At 73.8% G+C, this 14,916-nt stretch carries 13 protein-coding genes; 5 read left to right on the forward strand and 8 right to left on the reverse strand.

Translation table 11 applies throughout. The features are described from left to right. Positions 1-6 precede the first annotated feature (6 nt). Together ABD973_RS28960 and ABD973_RS28965 are read left to right on the forward strand one after the other, a co-directional pair. Positions 7-387, forward strand: coding sequence for a DUF742 domain-containing protein (locus ABD973_RS28960; protein ID WP_125602897.1), 381 nt, complete (start codon positions 7-9; stop codon positions 385-387). Next, positions 387-1,028 (forward strand): GTP-binding protein, encoded by a 642-nt coding sequence (locus tag ABD973_RS28965; protein WP_241253144.1) that lies wholly within the window; start codon positions 387-389, stop codon positions 1,026-1,028. Before ABD973_RS28960 ends, ABD973_RS28965 begins: the two co-directional genes overlap by 1 nt. Positions 1,029-1,052: 24 nt before the next feature. Here ABD973_RS28965 and ABD973_RS28970 read toward each other — a convergent pair whose 3' ends face one another. Then, the gene (locus ABD973_RS28970; RefSeq protein ID WP_125602896.1) at positions 1,053-1,241 is read right to left on the reverse strand and encodes a hypothetical protein; all 189 of its coding nucleotides are present in this window, start codon (positions 1,239-1,241) and stop codon (positions 1,053-1,055) included. A gap of 106 nt (positions 1,242-1,347) precedes the next feature. Between ABD973_RS28970 and ABD973_RS28975 the strand changes: the two genes are divergently transcribed. Both ABD973_RS28975 and ABD973_RS28980 read left to right on the forward strand, forming a co-directional pair. Further along, positions 1,348-1,746: a roadblock/LC7 domain-containing protein gene (locus tag ABD973_RS28975; RefSeq protein WP_042800536.1), complete on the forward strand. Its 399-nt coding sequence runs from the start codon at positions 1,348-1,350 to the stop codon at positions 1,744-1,746. Positions 1,747-1,848: 102 nt separating this feature from the next. Continuing rightward, entirely contained in the window at positions 1,849-2,631 is a 783-nt protein-coding gene (locus tag ABD973_RS28980) for a DUF6397 family protein (protein WP_345502952.1), read from the forward strand. Here ABD973_RS28980 and ABD973_RS28985 read toward each other — a convergent pair. From ABD973_RS28985 to ABD973_RS28995, 3 genes are all read right to left on the reverse strand, one after another. Continuing rightward, a complete protein-coding gene (locus ABD973_RS28985; RefSeq protein WP_164720832.1) occupies positions 2,595-2,996 on the reverse strand; it encodes a YchJ family protein in 402 nt (133 codons plus the stop codon). The genes ABD973_RS28980 and ABD973_RS28985 overlap by 37 nt on opposite strands. 116 nt (positions 2,997-3,112) lie before the next feature. Further along, complete coding sequence (locus ABD973_RS28990; RefSeq protein ID WP_125820244.1) at positions 3,113-4,015, reverse strand: acyl-CoA thioesterase; 903 nt, start codon at positions 4,013-4,015, stop codon at positions 3,113-3,115. 67 nt (positions 4,016-4,082) lie between these two features. Continuing rightward, positions 4,083-6,605 carry a DEAD/DEAH box helicase gene (locus tag ABD973_RS28995; protein WP_345502957.1) on the reverse strand — a complete coding sequence of 841 codons (2,523 nt, stop codon included), beginning with the start codon at positions 6,603-6,605 and terminating at the stop codon, positions 4,083-4,085. A 145-nt stretch (positions 6,606-6,750) separates the two neighbouring features. Here ABD973_RS28995 and ABD973_RS29000 point away from each other — a divergent pair, with 145 nt between their 5' ends. Next, a complete protein-coding gene (locus ABD973_RS29000) occupies positions 6,751-7,542 on the forward strand; it encodes a metal-dependent hydrolase (protein WP_125602892.1) in 792 nt (263 codons plus the stop codon). A gap of 65 nt (positions 7,543-7,607) precedes the next feature. On the opposite strand, the gene ABD973_RS29005 is transcribed toward ABD973_RS29000, so the two are convergent. From ABD973_RS29005 to ABD973_RS29020, 4 genes are all read right to left on the reverse strand, one after another. Continuing rightward, positions 7,608-9,389, reverse strand: coding sequence for an ABC transporter ATP-binding protein (locus ABD973_RS29005; protein ID WP_125820242.1), 1,782 nt, complete (start codon positions 9,387-9,389; stop codon positions 7,608-7,610). Beyond that, the gene (locus tag ABD973_RS29010; RefSeq protein ID WP_345502959.1) at positions 9,386-11,260 is read right to left on the reverse strand and encodes an ABC transporter transmembrane domain-containing protein; all 1,875 of its coding nucleotides are present in this window, start codon (positions 11,258-11,260) and stop codon (positions 9,386-9,388) included. The genes ABD973_RS29005 and ABD973_RS29010 overlap by 4 nt, the downstream gene beginning before the upstream one ends. 141 nt (positions 11,261-11,401) lie before the next feature. Continuing rightward, positions 11,402-14,338, reverse strand: a complete 2,937-nt coding sequence (locus ABD973_RS29015; RefSeq protein ID WP_345502961.1) for an FAD-binding and (Fe-S)-binding domain-containing protein — start codon at positions 14,336-14,338, stop codon at positions 11,402-11,404. Positions 14,339-14,401: 63 nt separating this feature from the next. After that, positions 14,402-14,872: a MarR family winged helix-turn-helix transcriptional regulator gene (locus ABD973_RS29020; RefSeq protein WP_125602451.1), complete on the reverse strand. Its 471-nt coding sequence runs from the start codon at positions 14,870-14,872 to the stop codon at positions 14,402-14,404. Positions 14,873-14,916 lie beyond the last annotated feature (44 nt).

A 14,916-nucleotide genomic window follows, 5' to 3' on the forward strand; every position in this document is an offset into this window, starting at 1 on the left:
CGGCACATGGACGGCCAGTGGTACGACGCCGAGGCGGGCCCGCTGGTCCGCCCGTACGCCATGACCGGAGGACGTACGAAACCGGGCCCGCACGGGGTCCGGTTCGACCTGATCGCCCTGGTCGTCGTCGACCCGGAGGCGGCCGGCGCGGGGGACGAGGCCCTGCTCGGGCCGGAGCACCGGACCCTGCTCGGCCTCTGCCGCTCCGAGACGCAGTCCGTCGCGGAGCTCGCCGCCGAGGCGGACCTGCCGGTGGGCGTGGTGCGGGTGCTGCTGGGCGACCTGCTGGAGGCGGGACACGTGCGGGTCAGCCGGCCGGTGCCGCCCGCGCGGCTGCCGGACGAGCGGATTCTGCGGGAAGTCATCGAGGGATTGCGAGCACTGTGATGGGACTGCACGACAACGGCACGGCGGGGCCCGGGAGCTGTGGCGCGGGCGCCGCGGCCGAGGAGGAACTCGCCGCGCTCGCCCTGAAGATCCTGGTGGCCGGCGGCTTCGGGGTCGGCAAGACCACGCTCGTGGGCGCGGTCAGTGAGATCAGGCCGCTGCGCACCGAGGAGCTGCTGAGCGAGGCCGGCGAACTGGTCGACGACACGGGCGGGGTGGACCAGAAGACCACGACCACCGTGGCCATGGACTTCGGCCGGATCACCATCCGGGCGGGCCTGTCCCTCTACCTGTTCGGGACCCCCGGCCAGGACAGGTTCTGGTTCCTGTGGGACGAGCTGTCGCAGGGCGCGCTCGGGGCGGTCGTCCTCGCCGACACCCGGCGGCTGGAGGACTGCTTCCCGGCCGTTGACTACTTCGAGCACCGGCGGATCCCGTTCGTGGTGGCCGTCAACTGCTTCACCGGCGCCCGCAGTTACGCCTCGGACGAGGTGTCGCGGGCGCTGGACCTGGAGCAGGGGACCCCGGTGGTGCTGTGTGACGCGCGGGACAAGGACTCGGGGAAGGAAGTGCTGATCAGGCTGGTGGAGTACGCGGGCCGGGTGCACACGGCCCGGCTCCTCGACGCCGTCGGCCCGTAGGCCGTGCCGGGCCCCGCCGGGCCGTCAAGGGGCCGGAATCCGCCCCTTGACGGCCTTCTCGCCGGTGGTGAAGACGACGGCGCCCGCGGTCGGAACGGAGCAGATGGGAGCGGTGTGCGGGCTTGCGTCCGGGCCGGGCGAGGGCGGCGCCGGGGTGCGGGCGCGGCGGCGGCCGAACGCCCGCCATTCCTCTTGAGTCATCTTCCGTGCCATGCGTCCATCCTCCTTGCCGGAAACCACCTGGTGGGGAAGGCTTGCGGCACGACCAAGCGGGGCGGGCCGCGGCCACGTCGGCCGGGTCAACGGGGAGGGGCTTGAAATGGCACTGGACAAGCAGCTCGACTGGCTGCTGGACGATCTGACGCGCAGGGTCCAGCAGGTCCGGCACGCGGTGGTCCTGTCGAACGACGGGCTGGTGACGGCCGCGAGCGCGGGGCTGGCGCGGGAGGACGCGGAGCACCTGGCGGCCGTCGCGGCCGGTCTGCAGAGCCTGGCGAAGGGCTCCGGACGGCACTTCCGGGCGGGCGAGGTCCGTCAGACGATGGTCGAGTACGACGAGGGGTTCCTCTTCGTGGTGGCGGCCGGATCCGGCAGCTGCCTGTGCGCGCTGAGCGCCGCGGAGGCCGACATCGTGCAGGTGGCGTACGAGATGACGCTGCTGGTCAACCGGGTCGGGGAGCACCTGGGCGTCGCTGAGCGGCGGATCACCGGGGGCTGACGGCAGGGTCTGGTCCGGGTTATCCACAGGCCTGGCAGGCCGACCTCACTCCCGGTTACGGTCTTCACGCAGAGTGACCGTCGCTCGTGGGGGAGGACTGTGATGAAGGTGGAGACGTCGGCGTGCGCGCCGCTCAGCGGGATCCGCGCGGCCGGGGAACTGGGGCTGACCCGGGGCGAGTTCGCCCGGGCCGTCCAGCTGGGGCTGGTCCGCTCCGGTCCCGGCCCGGCGGGCGGGGCCGTCCGCTACAGCCGGGCCGAACTGGACCGGGTCAGGGCGGGGGAAGGGTTCCCGGAGGAGCTGCGCGCGCGGGTCGAGACCACGGCCGGCGCCGACGCGGGGGCGCGGGTGCTGGAGGTGGGGCCGAGCCGGTTCACCCGGCTCGCGCGCTGCGGGCACCTCACGCCCGTCGCCTACCGGATCAACCGCTACCGGGCCGTCGTCTGGCTCTACCTGGCCGCGGAGCTGCGGGAGTTCGCCGCCCGGGAGCCGGGGCTGCTGAACGGGGCCGCGCCCCCGCAGGACCGGGAGCTGATGGCGGCCGGGGCGGACCTGCGGCCGCGCAGGTGGCGGGAGCGGCACGTGGGGCTGCTGCTGAGACGGACCGCCGACCCCTGGGCGCGGGCGGCCGTACTGGCGTCCGTGCTCCCCGAGGAAGAGGTGCGGGAGGCCGTGCCGGACCCGGCGGAGCGGATCGTGCTCGCCGCCCTCACCCCGCCCCCGCCCTACGGCCACCCCCGGGTCCCGGCGGCCGAGGCGGTGGCCCGGCGCCTGTTGCTGGCGGAGCCGCCGGAGGAGGTGCGCGGCTACCGCGCGGGCCTGGACTGCGCCCTGGCCGGCGCGCGCGCTCAGTCGAACTCGACGGGGGAGAGGGGGCCGACGTAGACCCAGGCCCCGCCCTCGCGGGAGAAGGAGCTGTGCTCGCGCAGCGAGCCGGTGTGGCCGCCCTCGCGGTAGTGGGCGCGGAACTCCACCGACCCCTCCGTCTCGAACATCCCGCCGCGCTCGGTGGCGAGGATCTCCAGGCGCTCCCAGCGCTGGTCCGGATCCAGGTCGAGCCGGCCCGGACGGGTCGACGGGTGCCAGGAGCGCATCAGGTAGGCGGTGTCGCCGACCGCGAAGGCGCTGAAGCGGGACCGCATCAGCAGCTCTGCGGTGGGCGCCTGCCGGGCGCCGGAGTGGAAGCGGCCGCAGCAGTCCGCGTAGGAGGCGGGCAGCCCGCAGGGGCAGGGGAGGGCCGGGGTCGGCATCGGTGCGATCAGCTCTTCGGTGAGGAGGTCGGACGGTCGGGAAGGAGCGGACGCCGGGAAGGGGAGCGGACGTCGGGAAGGGGCGGGCGCCCGGGAGACCGCGGGCGCCCCGGGCGTCACTGGGGCGAAACGGCGGGCCTGGCCTTCTGTGCCGGGTACGGGCGGAAGAGGCCCTCCTGCACCACGGACACCAGCAGCCTGCCCTCCAGGTCGTAGATGCGGCCGCGGGCCAAGCCCCGGCCGCCGTGGGCGATGGGCGACTCCTGGTCGTACAGGAACCACTCGTCGGCCCGGAACGGCCGGTGGAACCACATGGCGTGGTCCAGGGAGGCCATGTCGAAACCGCGCATGCCCCAGAGGGGCTCCACGGGGATGCGCACGGCGTCGAGGAGGGTCATGTCACTGGCGTAGGTGAGGGCGCAGGTGTGCACGAGCGGGTCGTCGCCCAGCGGGCCGACCGCCCGCATCCACACCGCGCTGCGCGGATCGGCGTCCTTGAGCTCCTCGGGGGTCCAGCGGAGCCGGTCCACGTACCGGATGTCGAAGGGCTGGCGGCGGGCCATCCGCTCCAGCGCCTCGGGCAGGGTGCCCAGGTGCTCGCGGATCTCGTCCGCGACCTTCGGGAGCGCGTCCGGGTGCGGGAAGTCGAGGCGGGGAGGCAGCTGGTGCTCGATGCTGCCCTCCTCCGGGTGATGGAAGGAGGCGGTCAGGTTGAAGATGGTCTTGCCCTGCTGGACGGCGGTGACCCGGCGCGTGGTGAAGGAGCGCCCGTCACGCACCCGCTCCACCTGGTACACGATAGGTACCCCCGGAATGCCCGGGCGCAGGAAGTACGAGTGCAGGGAGTGGACCGGCCGGTCGCTCTCGGTGGTCCGGCCGGCGGCCACCAGCGCCTGGCCGGCGACCTGCCCGCCGAAGACGCGCTGGAGGGACTCCTGGGGGCTGGCCCCCCGGAAGATGTTGACCTCGATCTGCTCCAGGTCGAGCAGATCGACGAGTCTCTCGGCGGGGTTCGTCATCACAGGTTCTCCACTGTCGGGTCCGGCGGGCCGGGCGGCGCCGCCCGCGATGGCTTGCGGGTTCCGGTCAGAGCTCGCCGAGCTCGCCGACCGAGGTGACCCGGATGACGGCCCGGCCCTCCTCGTCGGACGCGGCGAGGTCGACCTCGGCGCTGATGCCCCAGCCATGGTCGCCCTTCGGGTCGGCGAAGGTCTGGCGGACGCGCCACAGACCGTGCGCCGGGTCCTCCTCGATCTGCAGGAGCCTCGGGCCGCGCGCGTCGGGGCCGGTGCCGAGGTCGTCGTACTCGTCCCAGTACGCGTCCATGGCCTCGCCCCACGCGTCGGCGTCCCAGCCGGACTCGGCGTCGAGCTCGCCCAGCTGGTCGACGTGGTCCAGGGCCGCCAGCTCGACCCGGCGGAACATCGCGTTGCGGACCAGCACGCGGAAGGCGCGGGAGTTGGCCGTGACCGGCTTGACCTGGTCGGCCTTCTCCTGGGCCTGCTCCGCCGTCTCCACCTCCGGGTTCGCCAGCTGCTCCCACTCGTCGAGGAGGCTGGAGTCGACCTGGCGGACCAGCTCGCCCAGCCAGGCGATGAGGTCTTCCAGGTCCTCGGACTTGAGGTCGTCGGGGATGGTGTGGTCCAGCGCCTTGTACGCGCTCGCCAGGTAGCGCAGCACGATGCCCTCGGTACGGGCCAGCTCGTAGAAGGAGGTGAACTCGGTGAAGGTCATCGCCCGCTCGTACATGTCGCGGATGATCGACTTCGGGGAGACGGGGTGGTCCCGCACCCACGGGTGGCTCTTGCTGTAGACGTCGTAGGCGTGGACGAGCAGCTCCTCGAGGGGCTTGGGATAGGTCACCTCCTGGAGGCGCTCCATCCGCTCCTCGTACTCGATCCCGTCGGCCTTCATCGCGCCGACCGCGATGCCCCGCTCCTTGTTCTGCTGGGCCGCCAGGATCTGGCGGGGGTCGTCCAGCGTGGACTCGACGACGGAGACCATGTCCAGGGCGTAGGAGGGGGACTCCGGGTCCAGCAGGTCGAACGCGGCCAGCGCGAAGGTGGACAGCGGCTGGTTCAGCGCGAAGTCCTGCTGGAGGTCGACGGTGAGGCGGATCGTGCGGCCCTCGGCGTCCGGGGTCTCGAGCTTCTCGACGACACCGCCGTCCAGCAGCGAACGGTAGATCGCGATGGCCCGGCGGATGTGGCGCAGCTGCGCCTTGCGCGGCTCGTGGTTGTCCTCCAGGAGGTGGCGCATCGCCTGGAATGCGTCGCCGGGGCGGGCGATCACCGAGAGCAGCATGATGTTGGTGACCTTGAAGCGGGAGGTCAGCGGCTCCGGGTCGGCCGCGATCAGCTTCTCGAAGGTGGTGTCCGACCAGGCCACGAAGCCCTCGGGGGCCTTCTTGCGGACCACCTTGCGCCGCTTCTTGGGGTCGTCGCCGGCCTTAGCGAGGGCCTTCTCGTTCTCGATGACGTGCTCGGGCGCCTGGGCGACCACGAAGCCGGCGGTGTCGAAGCCGGCGCGGCCGGCCCGGCCGGCGATCTGGTGGAACTCCCGCGCGCGCAGCGTGCGGACGCGGTTGCCGTCGTACTTGGTCAGCGCGGTGAACAGCACCGTGCGGATCGGGACGTTGACGCCGACGCCGAGGGTGTCGGTGCCGCAGATGACCTTCAGCAGGCCGGCCTGGGCCAGCTTCTCGACCAGGCGCCGGTACTTGGGCAGCATGCCCGCGTGGTGGACGCCGATGCCGTGGCGGACGTAGCGGGAGAGGTTCTGGCCGAACTTGGTGGTGAAGCGGAAGTTGCCGATCAGCTCCGCGATCTTGTCCTTCTCCTCGCGGGTGCACATGTTGATGCTCATCAGCGACTGCGCCCGCTCGACCGCCTGGGCCTGGGTGAAGTGCACGATGTAGACCGGGGCCTGCCGGGTCTCCAGCAGCTCGGTGATGGTGTCGGTGATCGGCGTGGTCACGTACTCGTACGAGAGCGGCACGGGCCGGGTCGCGGAGCGGACCACCGAGGTCGGGCGGCCGGTCCGGCGGGTCAGGTCGTCCTCGAACCGCTTCACGTCGCCGAGGGTCGCCGACATGAGGACGAACTGCGCCTGGGGCAGTTCCAGCAGCGGGATCTGCCAGGCCCAGCCGCGGTCCGGCTCCGCGTAGAAGTGGAACTCGTCCATCACGACCTGGCCGATGTCGGCGTACTTGCCGTCGCGCAGGGCGATGGAGGCCAGCACCTCCGCGGTGCAGCAGATCACCGGGGCGTCGGCGTTCACGGACGCGTCGCCGGTCAGCATGCCGACGTTCTCGGTGCCGAAGAGCTTGCACAGGTCGAAGAACTTCTCCGACACCAGCGCCTTGATGGGCGCGGTGTAGAAGGTGACCTTGTCCTGGGCCAGTGCGGTGAAGTGCGCGCCGGCCGCCACGAGGCTCTTGCCGGAGCCGGTCGGGGTGGACAGGATCACGTTCGCGCCGGAGACGACCTCGATCAGCGCCTCCTCCTGCGCCGGGTACAGGGTGATGCCCTGGTCCTCCGCCCACGAGGAGAAGGCCTCGAAGAGGGCGTCGGGGTCGGCGGTCGGCGGGAGCTGATCAATGAGGGTCACGCCCCCCATCTTGCCTGGCTTCCCCCCGGAAGAGGGAACCGGCGGACGGAACGAAGATCGCCACGGGTACGCTGGGCCGTCGCGGCGGCCCGACCGGAACCCTCCACAGGGCCCCACCACGACAAGACCGGGGCGGGGAACGACCATGATGGGGCCGGCACACTCACTGTCAGGGGCGGCGGCCTGGCTGGGGGTGGGCGCGGCCGCGGCGGCGTTCGGACACCCGATGCCCTGGCCCGTGCTGGTCGTCGGCGCCCTCATCTGCGCCGGTGCGGCTCTCGCCCCCGACCTCGACCACAAGTCGGCGACGATCTCGCGCGCCTTCGGCCCCCTCTCCCGGGGGCTGTGCGAAGTGGTCGACAAGATCTCCTACGCCGTCTACAAGGCGACCCGCTCCCCGCGCGACGCCCGCCGCAGCGGGGGCCACCGCACCCTGACCCACACCTGGCTCTGGGCCGTCCTGATAGGCGCCGGCTCCTCGGCCGTCGCCGTCGGCTTCGACCGCTGGGGCGTGCTGGCACTGCTCTTCGTCCACCTGGTGCTGGCCGTCGAGGGGCTGCTGTGGCGGGCGGCCCGGATGTCCAGCGACGTCCTGGTCTGGCTCCTCGGCGCGACCAGCGCGTGGATCCTGGCCGGGGTGCTCGACGAGCCGGGCAACGGCGCGGGCTGGCTCTTCACCGGACCGGGTCAGGAGTACCTCTGGCTCGGCCTGCCGGTCGTGCTCGGCGCGCTGGTCCACGACATCGGCGACGCGCTGACGGTCTCCGGCTGCCCGGTCCTGTGGCCCCTGCCCATCGCCGGCAAGCGCTGGTACGCGGTGGGCCCGCCGAAGATGATGCGCTTCCGTGCCGGGAGCTGGGTCGAGCTCAAGGTGCTCATGCCGGTCTTCATGCTGCTCGGCGGCATGGGCGGCGCGGCGGCCCTCGGCTTCATCTGAGCCCCCGCCCGCCCTCCGCGCCTTCGCTTCCCCCCGGGCCGCCCGTCGCATCCGCGACCCGCGCGTCAGCCGTGCCAGGACCGCCACAGGGCCGCGTACGCCCCGTCGGCGGCCACCAGTTCGTCGTGCGAGCCGAGTTCGCTGATCCGGCCGCCCTCGACCACAGCGATCACGTCCGCGTCGTGCGCGGTGTGCAGCCGGTGCGCGATGGCGATGACGGTACGGCCGTCCAGCACCCGCGCCAGCGAGCGCTCCAGGTGGCGGGCCGCACGCGGGTCCAGCAGCGAGGTCGCCTCGTCCAGCACCAGCGTGTGCGGATCCGCCAGCACCAGCCGGGCCAGTGCGACCTGCTGGGCCTGGGCCGGGGTCAGCGCGCTCCCGCCGGAGCCCACCTCGGTGTCCAGCCCCGCCTCCAGGGCCCGCGCCCAGCCGTCGGCGTCCACCGCGCCCAGCGCCGCCCACAGCTCGGCGTCCGCCGCGCCCGTCCGGGCCAGCCGCAGGTTGTCCCGCAGGGTGCCCACGAACACGTGGTGCTCCTGGTTGACCAGCGCCACGTGCTCGCGCACCCGCTCCGCGGGCATCCGTGACAGCCGGGCCCCGCCGAGCGTGACCTCGCCCGTGCGCGGCGCGTAGACGCCCGCCAGCAGCCGGCCCAGCGTGGACTTGCCCGCCCCCGAGGGGCCCACCAGCGCCATCCGGGTGCCCGGCGGCACGGACATCGACACCCGGTGCAGGACGTCCACGCCCTCCCGGTAGCCGAACCGGACCTCCTCCGCGCGCACGTCCCGGCCCTGCGGGGCGACCGCCCGGTCACCGGCGTCGGGCTCGATCTCCCGCACGCCCACCAGCCGCGCCAGCGACACCTGCGCGATCTGCAGCTCGTCGTACCAGCGCAGGATCAGGCCGATGGGGTCGACCATCATCTGCGCCAGCAGCGCCCCCGTGGTCAGCTGGCCCACCGACATCCAGCCCCGCAGCACGCAGTAGCCGCCCAGCAGCAGCACCGCGCCGAGGATCGTCACGTAGGTGACGTTGACGACGGGGAACAGGACCGTCCGCAGGAACAGCGTGTACCGCTCCCACGCCGTCCACTCCTTGATCCGCCGCTCCGACAGCTCGATCCGCCGCCCGCCGAGCCGGTGCGCCTCGACGGTGCGCCCCGCGTCGACCGTCTCGGTCAGCACGGCCGCGACCGCCGCGTACCCGGCGGCTTCCGAGCGGTAGGCCGAGGGAGCCCGCCGGAAGTACCAGCGGCACCCGACGACCAGCACCGGAAGCGCCACCAGCGCGGCCAGCGCCAGCGGCGGCGCGGTGACCGCGAGCGCTCCGTACAGCAGCCCGGCCCACACCACGCCGATGGCCAGCTGCGGCACGGCCTCGCGCATCGCGTTGGCCAGCCGGTCGATGTCGGTGGTGATCCGCGACAGCAGGTCGCCGGTGCCGGCCCGCTCCAGGACGCCCGGCGGCAGGCCGACCGACCGCACCAGGAAGTCCTCGCGCAGGTCGGCCAGCATCTCCTCGCCGAGCATCGCCCCGCGCAGCCGGACCAGCCGCACGAAGCAGGTCTGTACGGCGAGCGCCAGCGCGAACAGCAGTGCCACGCGCCCCAGGTGGAGTTCGCGCGCCCCCGCCGAGAGGTCGTCCACGACCTGCCCGAGCAGGTACGGGCCGGCCATGGAGGCGACCACCGCGACCGCGTTGACCGCCACCAGCAGCACGAAGGCCCGCCGGTGCCGCAGCAGCAGCCCGCGCACGTAGCCCCGTACGGTCGCCGACGTGCCCACCGGCAGGGTGGCGGCCGTCTCCGGGGCCGCCGGGTCGTGGGGCGGCGGAGCCACGCCGATCATGCGGATTCCTCGATCCCTGTGAGTTCCTCGGCCGACAGAGCCGGCAGGGCCGGCCGGGCCGGTACGGCCGGTACGGGCGCGCCGGCCGTGCCGGACGCGGCCGACCGCTGCTCCTCTTCCGTCTCCCGGGTGACGACCGCCCGGTAGCGGGGCTCCCCGCGCATCAGCTCGCGGTGGGTGCCCGCCGCCACCGCCTTCCCCTCGTGGAGCAGGACGACCCGGTCCGCGCGGTCCAGCAGCAGCGGCGAGGAGGCCAGCACCACCGTCGTGCGCCCGGCGCGCAGCTCCGCGATCCCCCGGGCGATCCGCGCCTCGGTGTGCGAGTCCACCGCCGACGTCGGCTCGTCCAGCACGAGCACCTCCGGGTCGGTCACCAGGGACCTGGCCAGCGCGAGCCGCTGGCGCTGCCCGCCCGACAGCGACCGGCCGCGTTCGGTGATCCGGGCGTCCATCGGGTCCTCCACGCCCTCGGGGGCCGACTGGAGCAGGGCGTCCAGGACGTCCCCGCACCGGGCGGCGTCCAGCGCGGCGGCCGCCGTGACCGACCCGGAGGCCGGTACGTCGAACAGCTCCCGCAACGTCCCGGACAGCAGCACCGGATCCTTGTCCTGTACGAGGACCAGCCCGCGCGCCGCGTCCAGCGGGAGTTCGTCCAGCGCGACCCCGCCCAGCAGCACCGGGGCCGACGTGCCCGCGCCGTCCACCGGATGCCCGCCGAGCCGCTCCGCGAGCCGTCCCGCGAGGTCCGGGTCCCCGCACACGACCGCCGTGAACCGCCCGCCCGGGGCCAACAGCCCCGTCCCCGGGTCGTACAGGTCCCCGCCCGGTGCCGGAGCGGCCGCCGGTTCGGCCGCGGAGGCCTGCGCCCCCTCCTCCGTACGCGTCAGCGACAGCACGCGGGCCGCCCGCGCGGCCGAGGGCCGGGAGAAGGAGTAGGCCTGCGCGATCTCCTCGAAGTGCCGCAGCGGGTACAGCATCGTGGCCACGGCGCTGAAGGCGGCGACGAGTTCGCCGACCGCCAGCCGGCCGTCCCGTACGAGCACCGCGCCGTACCAGACCACGGTGATCAGCAGGGCGCCCGGCAGCAGCACCTGGACCGCGGAGATCAGCGCCCACATCCGGGCGCTGCGCACGGCCGCCTCGCGGACCTCCTGGGAGGCCTCCCGGTAGCGGGACAGGAACAGTTCCTCACCGCCGATGCCGCGCAGCACCCGCAGGCCCGCCACGGTGTCGGAGGCCAGCTCGGTGGCCCTGCCCGCCTTCTCCCGCTGCTGGTCCGCGCGCCGCGTGGCCCGCGGCAGCAGCGGCAGCACCGACAGGGCGAGGACCGGCACGCCCGCCGCCACGACCACGCCGATGGCGGGCGCGTAGAAGAGCAGGCCCACGCAGAGGGCGACGACCGCGAAGGCGGCGGCGAGGAAGCGGGACACCGCCTCGACGAACCATCCGATCTTCTCCACGTCGGCCGTCGAAACGGTCGTGACCTCTCCCGCCGCGACCCGGCGGGTCAGCGCGGAGCCCAGCTCGGCGGTCTTGCGGGCGAGGAGCTGCTGCACCCGCGCGGCCGCGGTGATCCAGTTGGTGACGGCGGTGCGGTGGAGCATGGCGTCGCCCGCCGAGATGGCCGCCCCGAACAGCAGCAGCAGTCCGCCGGCCAGCAGCAGCCCGCCGCCGTCGCGGTCCACGACGGCCTCGACTCCCACCCCGACCGTGTAAGGGAGTCCGGCGACCCCGCAGAAGTGCACCAGGCCCCAGGCCAGGCTCCGGGCCTGGCCGCCGAGTTGTCCCCGGCCCAGCCACCACAGGAACCGGGGCCCGGAGCGGGCGTCGGGTACCCCGGGATCCGGATAGGGAAGATCGCTGATCTGCATGACGCCCCATGACTGGTCGAATGAGTGCAACCCGGGACAGGGTCGTCTCACGGACCGGACCACGGCAATCGATTTTCCGGCCCGGGGGCGCGCGCACAGCGCCCGTTCCGGCGTACGCGCCCCTTGGTGCGCCGAGCCCGTTCAGGGGCGCGTCGCGCGCTCCAGCTCGACCAGCACCGAGTGGTAGGGGCGGCCGGTGGCCCGGTCCATGCCCACCTCGCACATCCGGTTCGCCGAGAGGTACGCGTCGAACTCCCGTGCCCTCACCTCCGCGGCCTCCCGCGCCGTCGCCGAGGCCGTCAGCTCCGGGTGCAGCATCCCCCGGTCGCCCGCGAAGGCGCAGCAGCCCGCGTCGTCGGGGACCACCACCTCCGCCGCGCAGGCCCCGGCCACGGCCCGCAGCTGCGACTCGTCGCCGAGGTGGCGGGTCGAGCAGGTCGGGTGGAGGACGGCCGAGCCGACGGTGCGCCGGACCTCGAGGCGCGGCAGCAGCTCCTCCGCCGCCCACACCACGGAGTCGACGATCCGCAGCCCGGCGTGGAGGGCGAGGTTGTCCGCGGTGAGGAACGGGACCACCTCGCGGGCGAGGCCCAGGGAGCAGGAGGAGGCGTCGACCACCAGCGGGAGCCGGCCCCCGGCCGTCCAGCCCCAGGCGGCCTCCACGATCCGGTTGGCCATCAGCCGGTTGCCGGCCTCGTAGCCCTTGGAGTGCCAGATCGTCGCGCAGCAGGTCCCCGCCACGTCGCGGGGGATCCACACCGGCTTCCCGGCCCGCTCCGACACGGCCACCACCGCCTCCGGCAGCGAGGGCCCCGGCTCGCCCGGGGGCCCGCCGAAGATCCGGTTGACGCAGGCCGGGTAGTACACGGCCGCCGCGCCCACCCGCCGGGTCGCGGGCAGCCGCCGCGCGGCGGCCCCGGGCAACCGCGGCAGCCACTCGGGCACCAGGTCGGGGCGTACGGCCTTGCGCGCCGCCCCCGTGACGGCCTCCAGCACCCGGTCCCCTAGGGCGTGCGTGATCTTCCCGGAGGCGGCCACGGCCAGCCGGGCGCCGGCCTCCACGGCCCGGAAGCGCCGGGCGGCCAGCTCGGCGGCCCGCTCCTCGCGCGCACCGTGCCGGCGGTGGCGGAAGTCCCGCACCAGCGCGCCGGTGTCGATGCCGACCGGGCAGGCGAGCATGCAGGTGGAGTCGCCCGCGCAGGTGTCGACGGCGTCGTAGCCGTAGGCGTCGAGCAGTTCGGCGAGCACGGGGGAGCCCGGCCGCTGGCGCGTCATCTCGCGGCGCAGCACGATCCGCTGGCGCGGAGTGGTCGTCAGGTCCCCGCTGGGGCAGGTCGGTTCGCAGAACCCGCACTCGATGCAGGGGTCGGCCACGTCCTCCACCCGCGGGATCGTCTTCAGCCCGCGCAGGTGGGCCAGCGGGTCCCGGTCGAGCAGGACGCGCGGGGCCAGCACCGAGTCCGGGTCGAGGAGCCGCTTGGTGCGCCACATGAGGTCGACCGCCTTCGGCCCCCACTCCAGTTCCAGGAAGGGGGCCATGTTGCGGCCGGTGGAGTGCTCGGCCTTCAGCGAGCCGTCGAACCGCTCCACCGTGAGGTGACAGAAGGCGTCCATGAAGGCCGCGTACCGGTCGACGTCGGCGGGCTCGGCGGCGTCGAAGGCGAGCAGGAAGTGCAGGTTGCCGTGGGCGGCGTGGCCGGCGACGGCCGCGTCGAAGCCGTGCTCCGCCTGGAGCGCCAGCAGTGCCTCGCAGGCCTCCGCCAGCCGCGACGGCGGGACGGCGAAGTCCTCGGTGATCAGGGTGGTGCCGGGCGGCCGGGCCCCGCCGACGGCGGTGACGAAGGCCTTGCGGGCCTTCCAGTACCCGGCGATGACGGCCGGGTCCCCCGTGAAGGCGTTGGTGACGGAGGCGACCGGCGCGACCAGCCCCAGCGCGGGCAGCACCGCTGCCGCGCGGCGCTCGTGCTCGGCGCGGCCCGCCGCGTCCGGCGCCCGGAACTCCACCAGCAGCGCGGCGGTGTCCTTCGGCAGCTGCGCCCAGTCGGCGGGCACTCCCGCGACGCTGACCGAGGCACGCAGGGTGTTCCCGTCCATCAGCTCGACGGCGAGGGCGCCCGCGTCGTTGAAGAGCGGCACGGCGGCCGCGGCGGCGGGCAGGGACGGGAAAAAGAGCAGCGCGCTGGTGAGCTCGCGGTCCAGGGGGAGCGTGTCGAAGACGACCTCGGCGATGAAGCCGAGCGTTCCCTCCGAGCCGACCATCAGGCCGCGCAGGATCTCGACGGGCGTGGTGCCGTCCAGGTAGGCGTCGAGACGGTAGCCGGTGGTGTTCTTGATCTCGTACTTGGCCCGGATCCGGGCGACGAGGGCCGGGTCCGCCTCGATCTCCCGCTTCAGATCCATCAGCCCGCGGCACAGGCCCGGTTCCGCGCGGGCCAGCTCCTCGTCGGCGAGCGGGTCGGCGGTGTCCACGACGGTGCCGGTCGGCAGGACCAGGGTGAGGGAGGACAGGGTGCGGTACGAGTTCCTCGTCGTCCCGGCCGTCATGCCGGAGGAGTTGTTGGCGACGACCCCGCCGAGGGTGCAGGCGACGGCGCTGGCCGGGTCGGGGCCGAGGATCCGGCCGTGCCGGGCGAGCGCGGCATTGGCCCGGAACACGGTGGTGCCGGGCCGGATCCGGGCGCGCCGGCCCTCCTCCAGCACCTCGACGCCGGCCCAGTGGCGGCGTACGTCGATGAGGATGTCCTCGCCCTGCGCCTGGCCGTTCAGGGAGGTCCCGGCGGCCCGGAAGACCACCTCGCGCTGCTTGCCGTGGGCGTAGGAGAGGACGGCGGAGACGTCGTCGATGTCCTCGGCGACCACCACGACCTGCGGGACGAACCGGTAGGGGGAGGCGTCGGTGGCGTAGCGGACGAGGTCGGAGACCTTCCACAGCACCTTCTCGGCGCCCAGCAGCTCGCTCAGCTCGGCGCGCAGGGCCGGCGGGGTGCCGCCGGCCAGGTGTTCGGGGACCCGGTCGGGGGCGGGGGCGGCCGTGCCGCGCGGGCGCAGGGCTCCCGGCTTCGGTTCGAGCAGCGGCATGAGCAGCCCCTTCGTCCTTCGCGGTCCGGCACGGGCGCCGGGCCGGCGCCCGCCGCGCCCGTCTCAGCAGCGGCGCTCCGCGGGAGCGTCCGTGAGCGCGTCCAGCAGGCCGCCGAGCACCTCGCGCTGTCCGGCGGTCAATGGGGCAAGGATCTCCTCTGCGGCGTCGGTCCGCGCGTTGCGCAGACGGCGCAGCGTGGCGCGACCGGTTTCGGTGAGCTCGATCCGGATCACGCGGCGGTTCGCGGGGTCGGGGACGCGGCGCACGCAGTCGGCGGTCTCCAGACCGTCCACGAGGGTGGTCACGGCACGCGGTACGACCTCAAGACGCGTCGCCAGGTCGGCCATTCGGGGCGGCTGGTCCCCGCCGTAGTGCGAGACGAGGCGCAGCAGCCGGCCCTGGGCGGGGGTGATCCCGAGGGGCTCCATGTGCCGCTTCTGGATGCGGTGGAGCCGGCGCGTGAGGCGCAGCAGCTGCTCGGCGAGGACGCCGTCGGTGGAATCGCGGGTGTCGGTCTCGGAACCGGTGCTCATACTGGGAACAGTATCAGGACCGGATTCATTGTGAGTATAGGTAA

It is taken from the genome of Streptomyces racemochromogenes (genome assembly GCF_039535215.1).
Taxonomy (GTDB): domain Bacteria; phylum Actinomycetota; class Actinomycetes; order Streptomycetales; family Streptomycetaceae; genus Streptomyces; species Streptomyces racemochromogenes.

Excerpts from the sequence above, each read along its gene's own strand:
- ABD973_RS28980 (WP_345502952.1), top strand. The coding sequence starts at position 1,849 with ATGAAGGTGGAGACGTCGGCGTGCGCGCCGCTCAGCGGGATCCGCGCG.
- ABD973_RS29005 (WP_125820242.1), bottom strand. The coding sequence starts at position 9,389 with ATGATCGGCGTGGCTCCGCCGCCCCACGACCCGGCGGCCCCGGAGACG.
- ABD973_RS28970 (WP_125602896.1), bottom strand. The coding sequence starts at position 1,241 with ATGGCACGGAAGATGACTCAAGAGGAATGGCGGGCGTTCGGCCGCCGC.
- ABD973_RS28990 (WP_125820244.1), bottom strand. The coding sequence starts at position 4,015 with ATGACGAACCCCGCCGAGAGACTCGTCGATCTGCTCGACCTGGAGCAG.
- ABD973_RS29020 (WP_125602451.1), bottom strand. The coding sequence starts at position 14,872 with ATGAGCACCGGTTCCGAGACCGACACCCGCGATTCCACCGACGGCGTC.
- ABD973_RS28985 (WP_164720832.1), bottom strand. The coding sequence starts at position 2,996 with ATGCCGACCCCGGCCCTCCCCTGCCCCTGCGGGCTGCCCGCCTCCTAC.
- ABD973_RS28960 (WP_125602897.1), top strand. The coding sequence starts at position 7 with ATGGACGGCCAGTGGTACGACGCCGAGGCGGGCCCGCTGGTCCGCCCG.
- ABD973_RS29015 (WP_345502961.1), bottom strand. The coding sequence starts at position 14,338 with ATGCCGCTGCTCGAACCGAAGCCGGGAGCCCTGCGCCCGCGCGGCACG.
- ABD973_RS28975 (WP_042800536.1), top strand. The coding sequence starts at position 1,348 with ATGGCACTGGACAAGCAGCTCGACTGGCTGCTGGACGATCTGACGCGC.
- ABD973_RS29010 (WP_345502959.1), bottom strand. The coding sequence starts at position 11,260 with ATGCAGATCAGCGATCTTCCCTATCCGGATCCCGGGGTACCCGACGCC.
- ABD973_RS28965 (WP_241253144.1), top strand. The coding sequence starts at position 387 with ATGGGACTGCACGACAACGGCACGGCGGGGCCCGGGAGCTGTGGCGCG.
- ABD973_RS29000 (WP_125602892.1), top strand. The coding sequence starts at position 6,751 with ATGATGGGGCCGGCACACTCACTGTCAGGGGCGGCGGCCTGGCTGGGG.